Here is a 20557-nt window from a genome sequence, read left to right on the forward strand (position 1 = left end):
CCCCCTGCGTTGTCACGGCGACCCGGCACCCCGGCGGTGCGTCGCCTGCTCCCAGCCCAACTGCCCGTACACGCCGAGGAGATGACCGTGGAGATCGGCATCCTTTCCCTGTCCGACCTGCAGACCGACCCCGCCACGGGAAACCTGCACGACGCCGGGCGCCGTACACGCGAGATCGTCTCCTACGCGGTCGCCGCCGACCAGGCGGGCCTGGACGTCTTCGGGCTCGGCGAGCACCACAGTCCGGACTTCGCCGTCGCCAACCCCGCCGTCCCGCTGGCCGCGATCGCGCAGGCCACCGACCGCATCCGCCTGGCCAGCGCGGTGTCCGTGCTGTCCACCGCGGACCCGGTGCGGCTGCACCAGGACTTCGCCTCGCTCGACCTGCTCAGCGACGGCCGTGCCGAGATCATCGCCGGACGCAGCGCCTTCACCGAGGCGTTCCGTCTCTTCGGTATCGACCTGCACGACTACGACGAGGTGTTCACCGATAAGCTGCGGCTGCTGCTCGCCATAAGGAAGAACCCCGACCGTGTCACCTGGCACGGACGCTTTCGCCCGGCCCTGGACGGCCTGCCCGTCCCGCCCGTCCCCCGCCGGCCACAACTGCCGCTGTGGCTCGGCGTGGGCGGCACCCCCGCCAGCGTGGAACGTGCCGGGCAGCTGGGCCTGCCCATGGTCCTCGGCCTCATCGGCGGCGACATCCGCGGTGCCCGCGCGGCCGTCGAGCACTATCGGGCCTTCGGCGCCGAGGCAGGACACTCCGTCGAGCAGCTCAAGCTCGGCGTCTCCACCCACTTCTACGTCGGTGCCACTTCCCAGAGCGCTCGAGACGATCTCTTCCCGTACTACCGCGAGTACCTGCGCCCCAAGCCGCCCACCGGGCGCGGCTGGCATGTCACCCGCGCCGACTTCGACGCCGTATCGAGCCCGCACGGCGCACTGGTGGCCGGCAGCCCGCAGGAGGTCATCGACAAGATCCTCACCGAGCACGAGCTGTTCGGCCTGGACCGGTTCCTCGGCCAGGTCGACTTCGGCGGCATGCCCGCCTCTATGGTCCACGGGTCCATCGAGCTCCTCGCCACCGAGGTCGCCCCTGCCATCCGCAAGGAACTCGGCCCTGCCGACACCGTGACACCCGTCGCTACCGGGTCCACATGTCCACCCTCGGTCAACCCCCTCACAAGGAGCAGACAGGTATGACCACACCTCACGACCCGTCGAACATCGACCCGCTGTCGTCCGACCCCCACGCGGCACGTCTCGTAGAGGCGTTCAGCGAGGCTCTGGTCCGGATGCGCGACGGAGAGGACCTGACCGCCGACGACCTCGACGTGGCCACCGGCCTGCTGCGGATGGTGCAGACGCCCGACGGCACCACCTTGGCAGCTGCGGCCATGCCGCAGTTCAGGGAGGTGTTCCAAGGCCGCCGGGACGGCTACACCCTGTCCGAGGAGTCAACAGTCCCACCCGCGTCCGGCCCGGCACCCCGCCGCTGTGATCCGAAGAGCCCGGAACCCCGCTGGTGGTGAAGGCGCGCCTCGGCGGCGCGCAGGGACGCCGCCCTGATCACATCAGTGGTCGCGTCAGTCCAGCGGCACGCCTGTGTGGCTTTCAAGGGCTTGGACGAGGCAAGCCTGGAACTCTTCGTCCCGTGCCGCAGGGTGGGGTGTCTGGGTCTGCCGGTGGTACCAGTAGCCGCCGGTGCTCGGGGTCACGTCGTGGTGCGTGGCGAGCCACACCTGTGTCTGGTGCCCGGCGGTCAGGTCGTCCGGTGCGCCGGCACCGCCCATCCGGGTGGGCACCCATCCGGGGTCGACAGCATGGCTCGAGGTCCCCTGCCAGCGGGACGCGAACGCGAACGCGAGGGTGGTGACCCACAGCTTGCTGTCGTCGTACGACGCGGTGCCGGTGGCCAGCCGTCGTAGATCGGTGGAGCCGGTGCGGTGCATGGAGCTGCTGAGGTAGACGAGCCTGGCCGGTTTTTCCATGAGGGCCGTCAGCAGGTAGGGCGCGACCGTGTTGACGGTGCCCGCATCCCGGGAGTTCATGGTGCCGGCGTTGTGGATGACGGCGTCGAAGCGGCCGAACCCACCGGCTTGCCGGGCGACGTCGCGGACCTCGTCGAGATCGGCGAGGTCCCCGGTGACGACGCCCCTCCAGCGGGCAGTGTCCTCCGCGCCGGCGAGACGGTCGGGGTTCCGGACGTGGACGACCACGTCGTGCCCGTCCTCGGCCAGCGCGTTCGCCGTGTTGCGCCCGAGCCCGCCAGCTGCCCCGGTCACCAGGATCAGTGCCATGTCAGTCATCTCCTGTCCGTGTGTGGTGGTGGGGTGCGGTGAACTGGTCGGGAGCCTAGTTCCGCGAGCCTACGGAACGATCATGCCGGATCAGGGCGCGTCGCCCGGCAGGCGGGCCGACGCGGGGTTCGTGAATCGGGCCGGTGCGCTGAGAAAGCGGCAGGCCACTCGCCTGGTGGGTGTGGGCGATGATCTCCGCGGTGATGGAGATCGCCGTTTCCTCGGGGGTGCGCGCCGAGGTCCAGGCCGATCGGCGAATGCAGCCGGGCGAGCTGGGCCGCGGTGACACCGACCTCCCGCAGGAGGCGCAGGCGTTCGCCGTGGGTGCGCCGGGAGCCCATCGCGCCGACGTAGCCGAGGGGAAGGCCGAGGGCCAGGCGCAGCAGGGGGACGTCGAACTTGGCGTCGTGGGTGAGGACGCACACCGCGGTACGGGCGTCCACCTCGGCGCGTTCCAGATAGCGGTGGGGCCAGTCGACCACGACCTCGTCGGCGTGCGGGAAGCGGGCGGTCGTGGCGAAGACGGGCCGGGCGTCGCAGACGGTGACGTGATAGCCGAGGAAGCGGGCGGCCTGGCTGAGGGCTGCGGCGAAGTCGACCGCGCCGAAGATGAGCACGCGGGGGCGGGTGGCGGCCACATGGACGAGGACGGACAGCCGCTCGGAGCAGGTGTCCACGTCCCCTCCCAACGTGACGCGTGCCGTGCGTCCGGATCGCAGCAGAGCCCTGGCCCGGTCCGCGACCGCCCGTGCCACCGGCCCGTCGTCCGGCATCCCGCCGACCGCCCAGCCGTCACCGAGCACGCTCACGGTGGCTCCGAGAAGGCCGTCGGGGCCGTCGACGACCTGCGCCACCGCGACCGGCCGGCCCCGGGCCGCCTCCGCGAGGGCCGCACCGAGATACGGCTGACTCGCGGGGTCGATGCGCTGGACGACGACATCGAGTTCGCCGCCGCACGTCAGGCCTACGGCGAAGGCGTCCTCGTCGGAGTAGCCGAACCAGGCCCGCTGCGCCGCACCCCGGTCCTGGAGCACCTGTCGGCACAGTTCGTACACCGCTCCCTCGACACAGCCGCCGGAGATGCTGCCGACGGCGTTGCCGTCCTCGTCCACCGCGACCGACGTACCGACCGGCAGCGGTGCGCTGCCCCGGACATCGACGACGGTCGCCAGGGCGAAGGGGCGTGCCTCGACGCACCACCGGTGCAGTGTGTCCGCGATGTTCAGCATGAACTTCCTCCGTGGTTCGCCATGGGGTGCGAAGCGGGCCGCCGCCGCGCCTGACGGGGAGCCTGCGCGGCGGCGGCCCATCGAGGTCCGGGAGCCCGACGGGGAGCGGGCTGCCGGACCGGTCGAGGGGCCTGCTCAGGTCAGAGCAACGCCTCGGCGGTGATGGGCAGTCGGCGGACGCGGCGGCCGGTGGCGTTGAACACCGCGTTGGCGATGGCCGGCGCCACGCCGACGTGGACGACCTCGCCGAGCCCCTTCACCCCGAGCGGGTCGGCCTCGCGGTCCTCACCGTCCAGGTAGATCGCCCTCACGTCGGGGACGTCGGCGTTGACGGGGACCAGATAGTCGGCCAGGCTCGCGTTCACGATCCGGCCGTCCCTGTGATCGGTGACCGTGTGTTCCAGCAGGGCCGTGCCGATGCCGCCCACGATGCCGCCGATCGCCTGGCTCTCGGCGAGCTTGGGGCTGATGATGCGGCCCGCGTCGTACACCCCGAGCATGCGCCGCACCCGTACCAGGCCCAGCGTCGCGTCGACGGCGACCTCGGCGAAGGTGGCGTTGTAGGCGTAGAAGGAGTGCCGCTCCGGACTGGGTGCCCCGGCGAACGATCCCAGGGCCTCCAGGTGAGAGCGGTCGTTGCGGGCCAGCAGGCTCCGGTAGGTCTCACCGCGCGCCGGGTCGTTCTTCACGTGCAGCCGGCCGCCCCGTACGACGATGTCGGCGGCTGGTACGCCGTACAGCGGCGACTTGCGGTCGCCGACGGCCAGTTCGATCGCCTGCCGCCGCACCTGGTTGCAACCGTCGAGGACGGCGGAGCCGACGCTGGCCATGGTCTGGGAGCCGCCGTGCGGCGGGGTCGGCGGGTAGAGGGAATCGCCGAGCTTGAAGGTGACCGTGCGCATGGTCAGCCCGAGGGCGTCGGCGGCCACCTGGGTCTGGGAGGTGTAGGTGCCCGGCCCCATGTCGCTGGCACCGGCCACGACCAGGGCAGTGCCGTCGGCGTCCAGCCGCACCCGGGCCTGAGCGGCGTTGCGCTGCGTCTCGTACACGCCGACCGCCATGCCCATGCCGATCAGCCAGTCTCCCTCGCGCCGTGCACGCGGCCGGGACGAGCGCCGGTGCCAGTCGAACTCCCGCGCGCCGACGGTGTAGCAGTCACGCAGCCGCCGGGTGGAGAACGGCAGCCCGTTCGACTCGTCCTCGTTCGGCTCGTTGCGCCGGCGCAGCTCGATCGGGTCGACGCCGAGCTTGTGCGCGAGCTCGTCCATCGCCGACTCGATCACGAACGCCGCCGAGGCGAAGCCGGGGCCGCGCATCCAGATAGGGGTGTTCACGTCCAGCGGCACCGGCCGATATGCCTGGCTGACGTGGGGCATGCTGTAGAGCATCTGCCCCGCCGGCATGACCGTCTCGGTGAAGGTCTCGTACGACGAGGTCTCGGAGTCCATCTCGTGGGCCATGGCCGTCAGGCGTCCTCGCCGGTCGCTGCCCAGCCGCAGCCGGTACGCGTAGGAGGGCCGGAAGCCGGTGCCGAAGTACATCTGCCGGCGGCTGAGCACCAGTTTGACCGGACGGCCCGTGATCCGGGCCGCGAGCGCCGCGACGACCGTGTGCGGCCAGCAGCGCAGCCCGCTGCCGAAGGCACCCCCGACGAACGGGTTGATGACCCGGACCGAGTCCTTGGGCAGGTCGAACACGGTGGCGAGTTCGTCCCGTGTGCCCAGGACCCACTGCGTCTTGTCCCACACCGTCAGCTTGTCGCCGTCCCAGCGGGCGATGGTGGCATGTGGCTCCATCGGGTTGTGGTGGTTGCGCGCCAGTTCGTAGGTCAGGTCCAGCCGTACGGCCGCGGAGCGCAGGGCGGTCTCGGCGTCGCCGCGCGCGTACGTGGTCGGCTTGTCCGGCTCGGCCTCGTGCAGGTCGGTCGAGGGCTGTTCGGCGTCGTAGCGGACCGTGACCAGGCTCGCGCCGTGCTGGGCGGCCTCCAGGGTGGTGGCGACCACGACGGCGACCGGCTGGCCGTGGAAGAGGACCCGGTCGTCCTGGAAGACGCGCAGCCTGCGCCCGGGTGGGTTGTTGGAGCCTGGGTTGTCGCGGTACGGCAGCTTCGGGGCGTTGCCGTGGCTGATCACCCGCAGCACGCCAGGGTGTTCCAAAGCGGCACGGGTGTCGATGGAGGTGATGCGGCCGCGCCCGATGCTCGCGTCGACGATGACCGCGTGCAAGGCACCGTCGATGTCGTGTTCGGCGGCGTACTGAGCCTTGCCGGTGACCTTGAGCCGGCCGTCCACCCGGGACAGCGGCGCGCCCACGGCTGCCTGCGGCTGGGGGCTCACTTGGTACCTCCTACGATGCGCAGCTGGCGTTCGACGGTCCGCTGGAGCAGCTCGACCTTGAAACGGTTGTGCGTGAGGGGGCGGGCGCCGTCGGCGGCTCGCTCGGCGGCGGATGCCCACAGCGACTCCGAGGGGCGTTCGCCGACGAGGTGCTCCTCGACGGCGGGCAGCTTCCAGGGCACGGTCCCCACTCCCCCGGCGGCCACCTTCGCCTCCCGGATCACGCCGCCCCGGACGTGCAGCGCGACCGCTGCCGAGGTGAGGGCGAACTCGTAGGACTGGCGGTCGCGCACCTTCAGGTAGCCGGACCTGAGCGGACGTGGAAGTGCGGGGATCTCCACCGCCGTGATCAACTCGCCCTGTCCGATGGCGTGTTCACGGTTCGGTGTCTTCTCGGGCCGCAGGAGGAAGTCGGCGAAGGGGACTTTGCGTTCCCCGTCCGGGCCGAGCAGGTGCACGGTCGCCTCCAGCGCCGCGAACGCCACGGCGACGTCGGACGGGTGGGTGGCCACGCAGGCGTCGGAGGTGCCGAGGATCGCGTGGGTGCGGTTGAAGCCGTGCAGCGCCGCGCAACCGGAGCCGGGCTCGCGCTTGTTGCAGTCGGCGGTCACGTCACGGAAGTAGGTGCAGCGGGTGCGCTGCATGATGTTGCCGCCGATGGTCGCCATGTTGCGCAGCTGGGCCGAGGCGCTCAGCTCCAGCGCCTCGGAGATGACCGGGTGCAGGGTGCGCACCTTGGGATGGGCGGCGGCCTGGGACATGGTCACCAGCGCGCCGATGCGCAGTCCGCCGCGCTCGGTGACGGTGACCTCGCGCAGCGGCAGGCGGGAGATGTCCACCAGGGTCTCGGGACGCTCGACGGTCTCGCGCATCAGGTCGACGAGGGTGGTGCCGCCGGCGATGTAGCGGCCGCCGCGGCGAGCGGCGTCGAGGGCCTCACGGGTGTCCGAGACACGGGTGTAGGCGAAGGGGTACACGGTTCACCTCCCCGCGGTCTGCTCGACCGCGCGCACGATCTTGACGTAGCAGCCGCAGCGGCAGATGTTGCCGCTCATCCACTCACGGATCTCCTCCGGAGAGCCGGTGTGGCCCTCCTGAATGCAGCCCACCCCGGACATGATCTGGCCCGGGGTGCAGTAACCGCACTGGAAGGCGTCCTGGTCGATGAACGCCTGCTGCAACGGGTGCAGGCTGTCACCGTCGGCCAGACCCTCGATGGTCGTGACCTCGGCTCCCTCCAGCCGGACGGCCAGCGTCAGGCAGGCATTGACCCGGTGGCCGTCGACCAGCACCGTGCACGCGCCGCAGGCCCCGGCGTTGCAGCCCTTCTTGGAGCCGGTCAGCCCGAAGTGCTCGCGCAGCAGATCCAGCAGGGACGTGCGGTTGTCGACCGTCACGGTCCGGCGGACGCCGTTGACCGTCAGGGAGACACGGCTGGAGGGCGCGGCCTGTTCGGCGGCGGCCTCGTCCGGTGCGGCGATGAAAGCCCCTCCGGCCACCACGACGCCGCCCACCGCGGCGCTGGTGGCGATGAAGGTGCGCCTGCTGGGCTCCGAGGGGGACTCACTGGATCCGGTGGGGGGCGGCACAGACTCAGGGAGATCGGTTGTCATACCTCTGCCTTCGCATCTCTGACGGATGAGCCGCGCGCAGCCGCACGGCAGGGGGTGTCATCGCCGGACGGGCTTCCGGGGTTGTGACGCCGACGGCTTCGGCGTCACGAACCCCATATGACCGAGGTCGCCTGGCGATGACGCTGGGTGAGCGCGATCGCGACCGTGGGGAGCAGGGTCGTGGCGGCGATGACGGTGCCGACCGCCGCGGGGCCGGTCGCCCCCAGGGGGGAGTCGAGGCTGAGGCCGGCGATCCAGGAGCCGGCGGCGGTGCCGAGATTGAACGCCGAGACGGTCAGGGCGGAGCCCAGGGTGGGCGCCCGGCCCGCGAAACGGACGGCCAGGGAAATCAGCACCGGGTTGGCGCCGAGTCCGAACAGACCGAGCAGGGCGACCAGCGCGACGGTGGGGACCGCGAAGCCGGACAGCAGGCAGATCGCCAGCAGCAGGGTGGTGGTCACCGCCGCCGCCACGATGATCGTCGTGTAGGGACGGTGGTCGCCGAGGCGGCCTCCCACGAGGAAGCCCATAAGGGCGCCGGCCCCGAAGCCGACCAGCACCAGCGGTACCAGGCCGGCCGCGATATGGGCCCGGTCGGTCAGCAGCGGCGAGATGTAGGAGTACGTCGACAGCACGCCGCCGGTGGTGGTCGCGCAGGCAGCCAGCGCGAGCCACAGGCGGCCGGAGCGCAGGGCGGAGATCTCGGAGCGGATCGACACCACCTGCCGGTCCGGGCCGTCGTGCGGGACATGGCGCGCGATCAGCACCATGGCGGCTGCCGCGAGAGCGGCGAGTGCCCAGAACGGTCCGCGCCAACCCATCAGCTGCCCGGCGAAAGCACCGGCCGGCACGCCGACGACGTTGGCGAGCATGGCGCCGGAGCCCACCACGCCGAGCGCGCGGGAACTCGCGGCCGGGCCGGCGGCGCGCGCGGCCACGACGTTGGCCACCGCCCAGAACGCTCCGGTCGCCATCGCCGTCAGAAACCGAGCCGCCAGCAGAAGCGAGAAGTTCGAGGTCAGCGCGACGATCACATGTCCGATCGCGAACACGGCCAGAGCCAGGACGAGCGTCCACCGGCGCGGCAGCCGCAGCGTCAGCATCGCCATCAGCGGCGCGCCGACGACCATGCCGACCGCGAAGACGGTGATCAGCAGGCCCGCCTGGCCCACGCTCACCCGCAGGTTCCCGGCGATCTCCGGCAGCAGGCCCGCCACCACGAACTCGGTCGTGCCCATCAGGAACGTGCCCAGGGCCAGCACATAGATGACCGTCGGAAGCCGGGTGGGCGCACGGTCGCGGTCTTCGGTTCGTACGTGGTCGGGGGCGCTGAGCACCCCGCCTCGCGGGCTCATGGCTCCATCTCCCAATGAGTGGTGGATCGGGTGGACGACATCCACCGAACCGGCTCCGTCGCGCGGGAGGAAGGTCGGGCTTATGGGGGGTATAACCTCAACCTCCCTAAGCGAGGGTCCGTCGGTACCGTGGAAGTCATGGACCGACCCCGAACCGCCCACCGCTCCGCCGAGCGCGCGGACAACCGATCCGACATCCGGGACTTCCTCGCCAGCCGGCGCGCCAAGCTGACCCCGGAGCAGGTCGGGCTGCCCACCAGCGGTCGGCGCCGGGTTCCGGGGCTGCGGCGCGAGGAGGTCGCCGTCCTCGCCGGAGTGAGCACCGAGTGGTACACGCGCCTGGAGAAGGGGCACATCAGCGGCGTCTCCGAGGACGTGATCGACGCGGTCGCCCAGGCGCTGCGGCTGGACGAGGACGAGCGCACGTATCTGTTCGACCTGGCCCGGGCATCCCGGCCGGCGCCCCGCACGCCCCGGCGCCGCAAGGACGTGCAGGTCCCGCCGCCCGTCCAGTGGGTGCTCGACTCCATGACGATGTCGTCGGCCTTCGTACGCAACGGCCGCATGGACGTGATCGCGAGCAACGCCCTGGCGCGGGCCGTGCACGCGCCGATGTTCGACAGCCCCACCACCGACAAGCACGGCCGTCCCAACATCGCCCGCTACATCTTCCTCGACGACGGTGCCCTCGACTTCTTCGTCGACTGGGACTCCGCCGCCGTCGCCACCGCGGCCCTGCTGCGGGCCGAGGCCGGGCGCGACCCCTACGACCGGGATCTGCGCGAGCTCGTCGGTGAACTGTCCACGCTCAGCGCCGAGTTCCGCACCATGTGGGCGGCACACGACGTCCGCATCCGCCACGACGGCACAAAGCGCCTTGACCACCCCGACGTCGGGCGCCTGGAGCTGGCCTACCGGTCCCTGGACCTGCCCATGCCCGACCGGACCGTCCACGACCTGACCCTCTACACCGCCGAGCCCGGAACCACCTCCGAAGACCGGCTCAAGCTCCTCGCCAGCTGGACCGCGGCCCTGCCCCCGGACACAGAGACCGCCCGGCACACGCGCTGAAAGATCCTGTCGCGTACCGTCCCGGCCTGCCGCGACCGTGTCACCGCACCGGCTCACGAGGACAGGCCGACGACAGCTCCCGTCCGGCTGCTGCGGATCGCTGCCTCGATGACGTCCAGAACGGCCGCGGCTTCGCTCAGGGTCACCGGTGGTGCGCCCTCGCCGTGGATCGCCCGCTCGACTCCTCGGTAGAAGTCCGGGTAGCCGCCGGGGAGCAGGGCGACGGGCTCCTCCTGGGTGCCGCGGGTGAGCACCGCCCGTTGAGCCGTGCCGGGCCGCGGTGTCTTCGGGTCGGTGACCTGCTGGTCGACGCCGAGCACCACGAAGGCGGCCTGAGACCCGAGCACGCGCATACGGGGTCCTGTGTCCGCCGCCGTCTTGCTCATCCACAGGTGGGACACCTCGCCTCCGAGGTGGCGCAGGGCGACGAAGACGTCGTCGGGTGCTTGCACACCGGGGCGCCGTATGTCCGACTCGGCGTATACCGACGCCACCGGGCCGAACAGCTGTAGCGCCTGATCGACGAGGTGGGTGCCCAGGTCGTACAGGAGACCGGGCGCCTTCGCCGGATCATCCGACTCGCGCCAGCTCCTGGAGGGGACCGGGCTCCACCGCTCGAAACGGGACTCGAACCGCTGGACACGGCCGAGCCGGCCGGAGTCGAGCAGGGCGCGCAGGGTGAGGAAGTCCGCGTCCCAACGCCGGTTGTGGAAGGCCGCCGCCACCAACTCCTTCTGATCGGCGAGGCGTTCCAGCTGCCGTACCTGTGCGGCGGTAGGGGCGACGGGCTTGTCGATCACGACGTGCGCACCGGCCTGAAGGGCCATGGTCGCCTGCTCGACGTGGACGTGGTTGGGCGAGGCGACGACGACGAGGTCCAGGTCTCGGGTCGCGAGGGCGTCCTCCAGGCCGGGGAGGACGGCGACGCCCGGGTACTGCTCACGGGCGGCGGCCGCGCGGGCCGCGTGACCGGTGACGACCGTGGTCAGTTCCAGCCCGGGCGTACGGGCGATGAGCGGCGCGTGGAAGGCCGCGCCGGCCATGCCGAAGCCGACCAGTCCCACGCGCAGGGGTGTCACAGGTGCTCCTTGAGCGCGGGCGCCATCAGCTCCCGGACGGCTCCGCGGGCACTCGTCGCGTCCTGCGCGTCCCTCGCAGCCCGTGCCATGCGGTGACAGTCCGCGAGCGTGTGGTGCGCCAGGGCCACCCGTACGTCCGCCAGCAGCGCGGGAGCCATGGACAACGACCGCACGCCCAGGCCCACGAGCACGCAGGCCAGCAAGGGGTCTCCCGCGGCCTCTCCGCAGACACCGACGGGCGTTCCGGTGCTCGCACCGGCCGTGCCGGTCCGCTCGACGAGGTCGAGAAGGGCGGGTTGCCAGGGGTCGAGCAGGTCGGCGAGCGTGCCAAGGGTGCGGTCGGCGGCCAGGGTGTACTGCGCGAGGTCGTTGGTGCCGATCGAGACGAAGTCCGTGTGCCGCATGAGGTGACGGGCGCGCAGTGCCGCGGCCGGTACCTCGATCATCGTGCCCGCCACCGGCAGGCCGGCCCGTCGTGCCGCGTCGGTGAAGTCCCGGGCCTCAGCGGGTGTGGAGATCATGGGCGCCATGACGCGGACGTCGGTCGCCGTCTCCCGGGCCGCGGCGGCGATCGCGGTGAGCTGGGTGTCCAGCAGGTCCGTGGTGTGGCGGGTGACCCGGTAGCCGCGCACGCCGAGTGCCGGATTGTCCTCGGGTTCCTGGGGAACGAACGCCAACGGCTTGTCGGCGCCCGCGTCCAGGGTGCGTACGACGACACGGCGGCCGGCGAACAGGGCGAACACCTGGGCGTAGACGTGTTGCTGCTCGTGCCGTGTTGGGGCGGAGAGACGGTCGAGGAACAGCCCTTCGGTGCGGAACAAGCCGACGCCCTCGCAGTGGGCGGCTGCGGCCCGCCGCGCGTCCTCCACGGTGGCGATGTTGGCCAGCAGGGCGACCGGTACGCCGTCCGCCGTCCGGCCGGGCCCCTCGTAGGATGCGGCCAGGCGGCGCCGCGTCTCCGTACGGGCCCGCGCCGCACGCACCGTCTCCTGGTCGGGGGCAGCGGTCAGCGTGCCGGCGGCCCCGTCCACCAGTACCTGTGTGCCCTCCGGCACCGTGGTCGCCTTCGGGCACCGGACGACGGCGGGTATCCCCAGTCCCTTGGCGAGGATCGCCGTGTGACCGGTGGGTCCGCCTCCTTCCGTGACGAGTGCCAGCACCTGCGCCGGATCCAGCACGGCGGTGTCCGCGGGGGCCAGGTCATGAGCCACCAGGACGTAGGGGTGTCCGGGGTGCGGCAGGCCGGGCATCGGCTCACCGAGCAGAACGGCGAGGGTGCGGTCTCGTACGTCCCGCAGGTCGGCGACCCGCTCGGCGAGGTAGCCGCCCGCCGTGCCGAGTGCCTCGCAGTGTTGTTCGAAGACCGCGTTCACAGCGGCCGTCGTGGGCTGACCGGCTTCCAGCCGGGCACGGACAGCGGACGGCAGCGATGGGTCACGCGCCATCAGAGCGCCGGCGAGCAGCACGTCAGCCGCCTGTCCCCCGGCACGTTCACCGCGTTCCTCCAGTGCCCGTGCCACCGTTTCCAGGGCTTCGAGGACCCGTCGGCTCTCCGCCTCGACGTCCTCCGCCGGCTGCTCGTGCGCCGGGGGCCGGGGCGGACGTCCCAGGTGCGCCACGGGGCCGACCGCCGTCCCCGGGCTCACCCCCAGCCCGGTGAGCGTGGCGAGGAGGGTGGAACTCATGGGTCGTTCCTTTCCGGGGCGTCCGCGACGAGGTGTCGCGCGACCTCCGCGTGGGCGGCGGGGACGGGGAAGGTCAGGGCGAGCTGGAGCTGCCCGCCCTGGCGGACGACGACGACCACCTCGGGCAGTTCCCGGAGTGCCTCGTCGTCCGCCAGCGAGTCGTCGTGCAGGACGAACCTCAGCCGGACCAGGCAGTGGCTGAGCGTGTCGATGTTGCGTGCGCCGCCGACGAGGCGGATCACCTGCTGGGCGAAGTCGGGGCTGGGCACGGTCACGTCGCTCGGCTCCTCGCGGTGAGCCGGCTGATGTGGAGCGCGAGGTAGAGCACCTCGTCGCGGCCGAGGGTCCACCGGAATCGTTCTTCGAGGATCCGCCCGACGTGCTCGGCGCAGGCGACCTCGCGCGCGTGGCTCGCGCGCAGGCTGTCGTGCAGCGAGTCGAACGTGTCGGAGGTCGTCGCGCCGCTCTCCTGGCGGCTCGCGAGGTAGCGCAGGTGGGTGATGAACCTGGAGGCGTCGAGCGAGTCGCCGTCCACCGTCACGCCGAGGAACGCGCTCGTCTCGGCGAGCACGACGGTGAACGTCTCGGTCAGCTTCACCACCTTTCCGAGGTCCGGGGCCTCGAACTGGGCGTTGACGAAGTGCAGGGCGAGCGGGATGGCTTCGATGTCCGGCAGACGGATGCCCAGCCGGTCGGCGACCAGTTCGATGGCGCGCCGGCTGACCGCGACCTCGGCGGGGTAGAAGTGGAGCACCTCACCCCGTAGCGGGTAGGCGATCTCCAGCCCGTCCTGCGCGCGGCGCAGGGCGAACGACAGGTGGTCGGCGAGCGGGATGACCACGTGGTCCCCGATGTGGTCGCCCAGCTCGGACCGTCCCAGGCGGACGACGTCCTCGGCCACCGCCAGGTGCTCCGCCGGGATCTCCTCCAGGAAGCGGGCGATACGCTCTGGCGGCTGGCCCGCCGTCGGCGCGAACGTGCGCTCCGCGCGCCCGGCGTCGATGTCCTGGCCCGCCCGGACGCCGAAGCCCAGACCGCGCCCCATGAGCACGACCACGTCGTCGCTGTCGTCCCTCGTGGCCAGGACGACGTTGTTGTTGAAGACCTTGACTACTCTCACGCGCGGCTCCTCGGTCGCCCTTCGGCGAGCCAGCTGGCGGTGATGCCGTTACGGCACCCGCACTCCGTTGCGGGCGATGACGTCCCGGTACCAGAAGAAGCTGTCCTTCCGTACCCGGGCCAGCTCCTTGAGGTCGAACTCGTCCCGGTCGACGTAGACGAAGCCGTAGCGCTTGGACGCACCCTGGTGGGTGGAGACCAGGTCGATGGCGGACCAGGGGCAGTAGCCCAGGACGTCGACCCCGTCGCCCGCCGCGAGCTGCAGGTGCCGGATGTGTTCGGCCAGGTAGTCGATCCGGTAGCCGTCGTGCACCGTGCCGTCGGCCTCGAGGACGTCGTACGCACCGAGCCCGTTCTCCGTGATCAGCAGCGGCAGCCGGTAGCGGCCGTAGACCTCGCGGAGGGTGATGCGGAACCCTGCGGGATCGATCTCCGCCCCGAATTCGGTGGCCTTGAGGTGGGGGTTGCGTACGCCTCGGTACACCCCGGCCTCGCCGACGGTGAAGAGTTCGTCCCCCATGTCGTTCACGTCCTCACTGCCGCCCGAGGGTGCCGCGACCGTGTGCGTGGCGTAGTAGTTGAGGGCGATGAAATCGGGGCGCGCCGAGGCCAGTACCGTCTGGTCGCCCTCGGTGAAGACCGGCTGGATCCCCTGCTTGGTGAGGTAGGCCCAGGCGGTGGGGTGGTAGCGGCCGTGTACGGCGACGTCCAGGTAGAGCCAGTTGCGGATGGCGGAGAAGTCGTCGGCGGCCAGGACGTCCTCGGGAGCGCTGGATGCCGGGTAGACGGAGACGATGTTCGGCGCCGGGCCGATCTTGGCCTGGGGCAGCGTCTCGTGGCACAGGGCCATCGCCCGCGCCTGCGCCAGCAGCATGTGGTGGTTCTGCTGGTAGAGGTCGCGCTTGGCCTCGATCGTGTCCTCCCCGGCGACACCCATGGCCGAGCCGTGCAGGATCATCATGTTCTGCTCGTTGATGGTCAGCCAGTACCGGACCTTCGAGCCGTACTCCCGGAAGAGGATGCCGGCGTAGCGCACGAACGCGTCCACCGTGGCGCGCGAGGACCAGCCCCCCTTCTCCTGGAGCGCCTGGGGCAGGTCGAAGTGGTACATGGTGACGATCGGTTCGATGCCGTGGTCGAGCAGTTCATCGATGAGCCGGTGGTAGAAGGCGATGCCGTCCGGGCTCTCCAGGCCGTCGCCGTCCGGGACCACACGCGTCCAGGCGATCGAGAACCGGTAGGCCTTCAGACCGAGTTCGGCGAGGAGGGCGACATCCTCGCGGTAACGGTGATAGTGGTCGCTGGCCACGCGGAAGTCGGTGGTTCCCTCGGGCAGGCCGGTGCGGGCGTCCTGCACCGACGGACCCTTGCCGTCGGCGTCCCAGCCGCCCTCCACCTGGTAGGCCGAGGTGGAGGCGCCCCACAGGAAGCCGGGGCGCAGTCGTGGAAGGTGAGTCATGTCGTTCTCCGTGCTCGATGGCGGTGGTCAGGGCTGGAGGGTAAGGAAGGCATCGCCCGTGAGCAGGTCGCCGGTCTCCGTCCCGACCTCGGCGTAGCCGGCCTTGGCGGTCACCAGGACGACGGTGACCGGGTCGTATCCGGCGTCCCGTACGGCCTGCGGGTCGAACTCGACGAGCAGGTCACCGGGGCGGACCCGGGTGCCCTCGGTGACGGCGGGGCGGAAGTGGCGGCCTTCGAGCTTGACGGTGTCGATGCCCACGTGGACGAGGACCTCCACGCCGTCGTCCGTCCGCAGCCCGTAGGCGTGCGGCATCGCGGTGATCACCGTCGCCTCGACCGGTGCCCGGACCTCCCCTGTCGCCGGGGCCAGTGCCGCCCCCTCGCCGATCGCTCCGGAGGCGAAGACCTTGTCGGGCACGTCCGCGAGAGCGACGACTGTGCCGGAGACCGGTGCGAGGACCTCCAGGGGCTTGGTGCGTACGGCCACGGCGACAGAGGCCGAGGACCCGTTCGATGTCGGCTCGGGCTCGTCGGCCGTGCTCGGCGTGACCGGTGCCGCGGCCGGGGAGGAGGACAGGTTCCTCTCCTTGAACGTGACGAGGGTGAGGACGAAACCGAGGACGGCCGCCACCGCCGAGCCGAGCAGGAACAGTCCGTAGTTGCCCACGCCCACGGACGAGCCGATGGTGAGACCGCTGGGAAGGACAAGGGCGGTGGGGCCGGAGTGGCTGGCGCCGATGATGCCGCCGCCTATGCCACCCGCGATACACGCCATCACGAACGGCCTCTTGTAGCGCAGGGTCACGCCGTAGACCGCGGGTTCGGTGACACCGGCCACCAGCGCCGAGACGGAGGCCGTGCCGGCCACGGCCTTGATCTGCCGGTCACGGGTGCGCAGGAAGACTGCGAGAGTCGCGCCGCCCTGGGCGAGAACCGGCGGGAAGAACGCTCCGAAGAACAGGGACGCCCCGCTGGTGGAGAGCTGCTGGAGGATGATGGGAGCGAAGCTGAAGTGCAGGCCGAAGATGATGGTGACCTGGTAAAGGGCGCCCACGATGACGCCTCCGGCGATCGGCGAGAGGTCCCACAGCCAGTTGATGCCGTCCGACAGCCAGGTGCCCGCGTAGTTGGTGGCGGGACCGATGGCGAGGAGGGTCACGGGCACGACGATCGCCAGCGTGAGCAGTGGCACGCCAAGGTTGCGCAGCACATCCGGGATGACGCGCTTCAGCAGCGGTTCAAGGCGCGACTGCGCGTACACGGCCACGATGGTGGGGATCACCGCGAACAGATAGGTGATCATGACGACGGGCACACCGAGGAAGCTGACGTGGCCGCCGCCGTCGTAGAAGGCTTTGAGGGTTTCCGTGGTGCCCTTCGGCCCGGCCACCACACCGATGGTGCTGGTGTAGATGAGCGCCCCCGCGATGGCGAGGGACGTCATCTGGTCGGCCTTGAAGCGCCGGGCCGCCGTGACGGCCAGCAGGATCGGCATGAACTGGAAGACCGCGTCCCCGGCCGCAAACAGGATCGCGTACGTGGTCGAACCGCCGAACGACGGAGAGATTTTCACGCCGACCGCAAGCAGCGCCTTCAGCAGCCCCGCACCCGCGAGCACCCAGATCAGCGGCGTGAAGATGCTGGTGATCAGATCGGCCATGCGGGCGCCGAAGCCCGCGGCCCCGGGGTGTGCGCCGTCGGCGTCCGCGGCAGGCCGGGCGACATGCTGGAGTTCGGCGTACACGTCCTTGACGCGGTTGCCGATGACCACCTGGAACTGGCCGCCGCTCTCCACCACGGCGATCACTCCGGGAACGGTCTCCACGGCGGCCTTGTCCACCTTCGAGCGGTCGATCAGCTGGAACCGCAGCCTGGTCGCGCAGCTCTCGACGGATCTCACGTTGGACTCCCCGCCGACGCCCCGCAGGACGTCATTCGCTACTTGCTGGTATTGCATGGCCGACTCCTCGTCGAGCTGCCAGAATGACGGTACCGGCGCCCTGCGCGGGCACAAAAAAACCCGGATTCCGGCCCGCGCCCGAAAAGGCTGCACGGCCGGAACCCGGGTTTTGCCTCGACGGCGTGAACCATCGAGTAACAATCCCGAAATCCGCAGGACACTCGGTCCTTGGCCGGGGACTGTAGCTCCGGATCCCGACGTTGTCCATACTTCCGGCCAAGCCGGTCGCTGGGCTATGCTCGGGCTGCGGGATTGTCACTGACACGATCAGGCAAGACCCGGAACCCCACCCGGACGGGCGGCGGCTCCGGGTCTTTTTTGTTGGCGTGTCCGCGTCCCGTCCAACGGACTCATGGAAGGACCACACATGCCTGAACGCCGTGTCACGATCGGATCCCCGTCCGGCCTGCACGCCCGCCCGGCCTCCCTGTTCGTCCAGGCGGCGGCGAAGAGCGGCGCGAGCGCGACCCTCACCAAGGGGGACGTGACCGTGGACGCGGCCAGCATCCTGGGCGTGATGCGCCTCGGAGCCGGCCAGGGAGACGAGGTACTGCTCCGCACCGAGGGACCCGAAGCCGACCAGGCACTGCGCGAGCTGAGCGACCTGCTGGAAAGCGATCTGGACGCCATAACGGCGCAGTGACCGGACGCCATATCGGCTCGATGATCCGTCGTCCGGGAGGAATGCGACGGCCGCGGCAGCGGTGACCCGCCCCGGGATCGTTGGGAACTCCGGTAGATCCCGGCGCGGGTCACCGGCGTCTGTCATACCGACCCGGTAACCGCAGGATCTCGCGTTCGCACGGAGCGGGTTCCGGGAAGCCCCGCAGCGGAATTTCCCGAAACTGACGCAGAACCCGGCAGACGGTTTTCCCTTTTCGGCGATCAATTCGGCGGAGCGGTCGGAGGACGAAGAGAAGGGGCGGTGGCAGCTTGCTGAGTGGCGGCCCAGGAGGCCAGCAGCTGCAGGGCCTCTTCGGAAGGTGAACCGGGTTCGGCGGTGTAGATGATCAGGCTGAGGCCGGGTTCGGCGGCCATGACCAGGGACTCCCAGGAGAGGGAGAGGTCGCCGACGACGGGGTGGTGGAAGCGTTTGGAGCCGGTGCCGTGATGGGTCACGTTGTGGGCGCCCCAGCGGGTGCGGAAGGCGTCGCTGCGGGTGGACAGCTCACCGATGAGGTCGTGCAGATCCTTGTCGCGCGGATTGCTGCCGGCCTCGGTGCGCAGCAGGTCCACGGTCATGCCTGCGGCGCGGTCCCAGTCAGGGTAGAAGCGGCGCGCTGCGGGATCGAGGAACTGGTAGCGGGCCAGGTTCGGCGGCTGGACCTGGTCGGCGTACAGGTCGGCGAAGAAGGCGCGGGCGAGCTGGTTGGTGGCCAGCACGTCCAGGCGGCCGTTGACGACGAACGCCGGCCCGGCGGTGACGGCGTCCAGGGTCCACTGCAGGCTCTTGTGCAAGGTCCGCTGCCTACCGGAGCGCCGTCGGGGACGGGCGAGGGTGTCGGAGCCCTCCTGGGCCTGGGCCAGGTGGAGCAGGTGGGCGCGTTCGGCGTCATCGAGCTGGAGGGCGCGGGCCACGGCTTCGAGCACGGCCGGTGAGACCCCGGCCAGGTTTCCGCGCTCCAGCTTGGCGTAGTACTCGACGCTGACGTCGGCCAGCGCGGCGACCTCGCTCCTGCGCAGTCCGGGCACGCGGCGCCGCGTGCCCGCCGGCAAGCCCGCCTGCTCGGGTGTGATCTTGGCTCGCCGCGAGGTCAGGAACTCGCGGACTTCATCACGGTTGTCCACGACACGACGGTACGACCGAGTCCGCCAGGTTGGGGTGTACTGCCAGTACACCCCTCGTCAGTAACTCGCTGCGCACGCGCAATGGGGTTTCCATGGATGACGTGGTGCTTTCCGCTTCGCCGTCGCCGGTGGTGCGGCGGGCGCCCCGCCCGGGCTGTCTCACCAGGGACAAGCACGCGGGTGACGCGGTTCAGCGAGGACGCTCACCGGGCCGTCACCGACCCCGTGGAATGCCACGAGTCCTTCGCAAGGAACCTCGTCTGACCGGCGCACCCTCACCGGGCGACGATTCAGCGCCTCAGGCGCTGGTACACCCAGCAAGTCCAAGCAAGGAAATCAAGGAGATTCAGGTATGCGCGGCGTAATCATGCACAAGGCCGGCGACGTCCGGGTCGAGGACCGTGACGACCCGAAGATCATCGAGCCGACCGACGCTATCGTGAAGCTGTCGGCGACCTGTATCTGCGGATCGGACCTGTGGCCGTACCGCGGCGTCGAGCCCGCCGACCACACGCTCATGGGACACGAGTACGTGGGCGTGGTCGAGGAGGTCGGCTCCGAGGTGAAGACTGTCAAGCCCGGGGACTTCGTCGTCGGTTCGTTCGTCATCTCCGACAACACCTGCGAGATCTGCCAGGCCGGCTTCCAGTCGAAGTGCGTGCACGCCGAGTTCGTTCACGCCGGGATCGGCACCCAGGCCGAGAAGGCCCGCATCCCGCACGCCGACGGCACCCTGGTCGCCACCCCGGGACAACCCGACCCGGAGCTGATCCCCTCTCTGCTGGCCGCCTCCGACGTTTTGGGGACCGGCTGGTTCGCCGCGGTCGCCGCAGAGGCGGGCCCCGGCAAGACCGTCGCGGTCGTCGGCGACGGCGCCGTCGGCCTGATGGCCGTCCTGGCCGCCAAGCAGCTGGGCGCGGAGCGGATCATCGCCATGTCGCGCCATCCCGAGCGGCAGAAGCTGGCCCGCTTCTACGGCGCGACCGACATCGTCGAGGAGCGAGGCGCCGAGGGCGTCGCGAAGATCAAGGAACTCACCGGCGGGCTGGGCGCGCACTCGGTCGTCGAGGCGGTCGGAACCCAGGAATCGTTCATGCAGGCCGTCGGCGCCACCCGCGGTGGCGGCCACCTGGGCTACGTGGGCGTGAACTACGACGTCCAGATCCCCGGCATCGAGCTGTTCTTCGCCGGCATCCACACCCTGGGCGGCCCCGCTCCGGTGCGCCGGTTCCTGCCCGAACTGATCCAGCTCATCTGGGACCGCAAGATCGACCCCGGCAAGGTCTTCGACCTCACCCTGCCGCTGGAGCAGGCCGCGGAGGGCTACAAGGCCATGGACGAGCGACGCGCCACCAAGGTGCTCCTCACCCTCTGACCCGCCCCCGCACGCACGCTCCGACCACGCCGAGGTGGAAGCCACTGGCAGCCTCACCCGGCCGAACCGGGTGAGGCTGCCCGTCATGCCTTGTACGGCATCACCCTCCGCCACGGGCATGTCCGACGATGGCGGAGCGAAGACGTGGCTAGTCATGCGGTAGGCAGTCCCAGTCGCGGTTGACCG

Annotated in this window: 17 protein-coding genes and 1 pseudogene; 5 read left to right on the forward strand and 13 right to left on the reverse strand. The window is 70.7% G+C overall.

From position 1 onward, the window contains the following. The first annotated feature begins 81 nt into the window (after positions 1 to 81). Together ACWC2T_RS36745 and ACWC2T_RS36750 are read left to right on the forward strand one after the other, a co-directional pair. Positions 82 to 1203 carry an LLM class flavin-dependent oxidoreductase gene (locus ACWC2T_RS36745; protein ID WP_450674675.1) on the forward strand — a complete coding sequence of 374 codons (1122 nt, stop codon included), beginning with the start codon at positions 82 to 84 and terminating at the stop codon, positions 1201 to 1203. After that, positions 1200 to 1532, forward strand: coding sequence for a hypothetical protein (locus tag ACWC2T_RS36750; protein ID WP_450674676.1), 333 nt, complete (start codon positions 1200 to 1202; stop codon positions 1530 to 1532). Before ACWC2T_RS36745 ends, ACWC2T_RS36750 begins: the two co-directional genes overlap by 4 nt. Positions 1533 to 1586: 54 nt before the next feature. Here the strand turns inward: ACWC2T_RS36750 and ACWC2T_RS36755 are convergent, their stop codons facing one another. The 6 genes and pseudogenes from ACWC2T_RS36755 to ACWC2T_RS36780 all read right to left on the reverse strand — a co-directional run bounded on the left by ACWC2T_RS36755 (position 1587) and on the right by ACWC2T_RS36780 (position 8833). Beyond that, positions 1587 to 2300, reverse strand: a complete 714-nt coding sequence (locus ACWC2T_RS36755) for an SDR family NAD(P)-dependent oxidoreductase (protein WP_450674677.1) — start codon at positions 2298 to 2300, stop codon at positions 1587 to 1589. A gap of 55 nt (positions 2301 to 2355) precedes the next feature. Continuing rightward, positions 2356 to 3529: pseudogene (locus tag ACWC2T_RS36760) on the reverse strand (XdhC family protein). Between the two features lie 140 nt (positions 3530 to 3669). Next, positions 3670 to 5865, reverse strand: a complete 2196-nt coding sequence (locus tag ACWC2T_RS36765) for a xanthine dehydrogenase family protein molybdopterin-binding subunit (protein ID WP_450674678.1) — start codon at positions 5863 to 5865, stop codon at positions 3670 to 3672. Continuing rightward, positions 5862 to 6842, reverse strand: a complete 981-nt coding sequence (locus ACWC2T_RS36770; RefSeq protein ID WP_450674679.1) for an FAD binding domain-containing protein — start codon at positions 6840 to 6842, stop codon at positions 5862 to 5864. Before ACWC2T_RS36770 ends, ACWC2T_RS36765 begins: the two co-directional genes overlap by 4 nt. A gap of 3 nt (positions 6843 to 6845) precedes the next feature. Further along, positions 6846 to 7478 carry a (2Fe-2S)-binding protein gene (locus ACWC2T_RS36775; protein ID WP_450674680.1) on the reverse strand — a complete coding sequence of 211 codons (633 nt, stop codon included), beginning with the start codon at positions 7476 to 7478 and terminating at the stop codon, positions 6846 to 6848. A 104-nt stretch (positions 7479 to 7582) separates the two neighbouring features. Beyond that, positions 7583 to 8833: an MFS transporter gene (locus tag ACWC2T_RS36780; protein ID WP_450674681.1), complete on the reverse strand. Its 1251-nt coding sequence runs from the start codon at positions 8831 to 8833 to the stop codon at positions 7583 to 7585. 138 nt (positions 8834 to 8971) lie between these two features. Between ACWC2T_RS36780 and ACWC2T_RS36785 the strand changes: the two genes are divergently transcribed. Continuing rightward, positions 8972 to 9904: a helix-turn-helix transcriptional regulator gene (locus tag ACWC2T_RS36785; RefSeq protein WP_450674682.1), complete on the forward strand. Its 933-nt coding sequence runs from the start codon at positions 8972 to 8974 to the stop codon at positions 9902 to 9904. 53 nt (positions 9905 to 9957) lie between these two features. On the opposite strand, the gene ACWC2T_RS36790 is transcribed toward ACWC2T_RS36785, so the two are convergent. The 6 genes from ACWC2T_RS36790 to ACWC2T_RS36815 are packed head-to-tail and all read right to left on the reverse strand — an operon-like array spanning position 9958 to position 17205. Further along, complete coding sequence (locus ACWC2T_RS36790) at positions 9958 to 10983, reverse strand: Gfo/Idh/MocA family protein (RefSeq protein WP_450674683.1); 1026 nt, start codon at positions 10981 to 10983, stop codon at positions 9958 to 9960. Then, entirely contained in the window at positions 10980 to 12668 is a 1689-nt protein-coding gene (ptsP, locus tag ACWC2T_RS36795; protein ID WP_450674684.1) for a phosphoenolpyruvate--protein phosphotransferase, read from the reverse strand. Before ptsP ends, ACWC2T_RS36790 begins: the two co-directional genes overlap by 4 nt. Beyond that, entirely contained in the window at positions 12665 to 12943 is a 279-nt protein-coding gene (locus ACWC2T_RS36800; protein WP_450674685.1) for a PTS transporter subunit EIIB, read from the reverse strand. Before ACWC2T_RS36800 ends, ptsP begins: the two co-directional genes overlap by 4 nt. Continuing rightward, positions 12940 to 13788, reverse strand: a complete 849-nt coding sequence (locus tag ACWC2T_RS36805) for a PRD domain-containing protein (protein ID WP_450674686.1) — start codon at positions 13786 to 13788, stop codon at positions 12940 to 12942. The genes ACWC2T_RS36800 and ACWC2T_RS36805 overlap by 4 nt, the downstream gene beginning before the upstream one ends. Positions 13789 to 13836: 48 nt before the next feature. Beyond that, positions 13837 to 15246, reverse strand: a complete 1410-nt coding sequence (locus ACWC2T_RS36810) for a glycoside hydrolase family 1 protein (protein WP_450674687.1) — start codon at positions 15244 to 15246, stop codon at positions 13837 to 13839. Between the two features lie 27 nt (positions 15247 to 15273). After that, the gene (locus ACWC2T_RS36815; protein WP_450674688.1) at positions 15274 to 17205 is read right to left on the reverse strand and encodes a glucose PTS transporter subunit IIA; all 1932 of its coding nucleotides are present in this window, start codon (positions 17203 to 17205) and stop codon (positions 15274 to 15276) included. 370 nt (positions 17206 to 17575) lie between these two features. Here ACWC2T_RS36815 and ACWC2T_RS36820 point away from each other — a divergent pair, with 370 nt between their 5' ends. Then, positions 17576 to 17851, forward strand: coding sequence for an HPr family phosphocarrier protein (locus ACWC2T_RS36820; RefSeq protein WP_450674689.1), 276 nt, complete (start codon positions 17576 to 17578; stop codon positions 17849 to 17851). A 242-nt stretch (positions 17852 to 18093) separates the two neighbouring features. Here the strand turns inward: ACWC2T_RS36820 and ACWC2T_RS36825 are convergent, their stop codons facing one another. Then, positions 18094 to 18996: a helix-turn-helix transcriptional regulator gene (locus ACWC2T_RS36825; RefSeq protein WP_450674690.1), complete on the reverse strand. Its 903-nt coding sequence runs from the start codon at positions 18994 to 18996 to the stop codon at positions 18094 to 18096. Between the two features lie 352 nt (positions 18997 to 19348). Here ACWC2T_RS36825 and ACWC2T_RS36830 point away from each other — a divergent pair, with 352 nt between their 5' ends. After that, positions 19349 to 20371, forward strand: coding sequence for a zinc-dependent alcohol dehydrogenase family protein (locus ACWC2T_RS36830; protein ID WP_450674691.1), 1023 nt, complete (start codon positions 19349 to 19351; stop codon positions 20369 to 20371). Positions 20372 to 20557: the final 186 nt, after the last annotated feature.

The sequence above is a fragment of the Streptomyces sp. NPDC001393 genome, from assembly GCF_053597455.1.

Coding starts and splice junctions, on each gene's coding strand:
- ACWC2T_RS36745 (WP_450674675.1), top strand. CDS start 82: ATGACCGTGGAGATCGGCATCCTTTCCCTGTCCGACCTGCAGACCGAC.
- ACWC2T_RS36750 (WP_450674676.1), top strand. CDS start 1,200: ATGACCACACCTCACGACCCGTCGAACATCGACCCGCTGTCGTCCGAC.
- ACWC2T_RS36755 (WP_450674677.1), bottom strand. CDS start 2,300: ATGGCACTGATCCTGGTGACCGGGGCAGCTGGCGGGCTCGGGCGCAAC.
- ACWC2T_RS36775 (WP_450674680.1), bottom strand. CDS start 7,478: ATGACAACCGATCTCCCTGAGTCTGTGCCGCCCCCCACCGGATCCAGT.
- ACWC2T_RS36780 (WP_450674681.1), bottom strand. CDS start 8,833: ATGAGCCCGCGAGGCGGGGTGCTCAGCGCCCCCGACCACGTACGAACC.
- ACWC2T_RS36785 (WP_450674682.1), top strand. CDS start 8,972: ATGGACCGACCCCGAACCGCCCACCGCTCCGCCGAGCGCGCGGACAAC.
- ptsP (WP_450674684.1), bottom strand. CDS start 12,668: ATGAGTTCCACCCTCCTCGCCACGCTCACCGGGCTGGGGGTGAGCCCG.
- ACWC2T_RS36810 (WP_450674687.1), bottom strand. CDS start 15,246: ATGACTCACCTTCCACGACTGCGCCCCGGCTTCCTGTGGGGCGCCTCC.
- ACWC2T_RS36815 (WP_450674688.1), bottom strand. CDS start 17,205: ATGCAATACCAGCAAGTAGCGAATGACGTCCTGCGGGGCGTCGGCGGG.
- ACWC2T_RS36820 (WP_450674689.1), top strand. CDS start 17,576: ATGCCTGAACGCCGTGTCACGATCGGATCCCCGTCCGGCCTGCACGCC.
- ACWC2T_RS36830 (WP_450674691.1), top strand. CDS start 19,349: ATGCGCGGCGTAATCATGCACAAGGCCGGCGACGTCCGGGTCGAGGAC.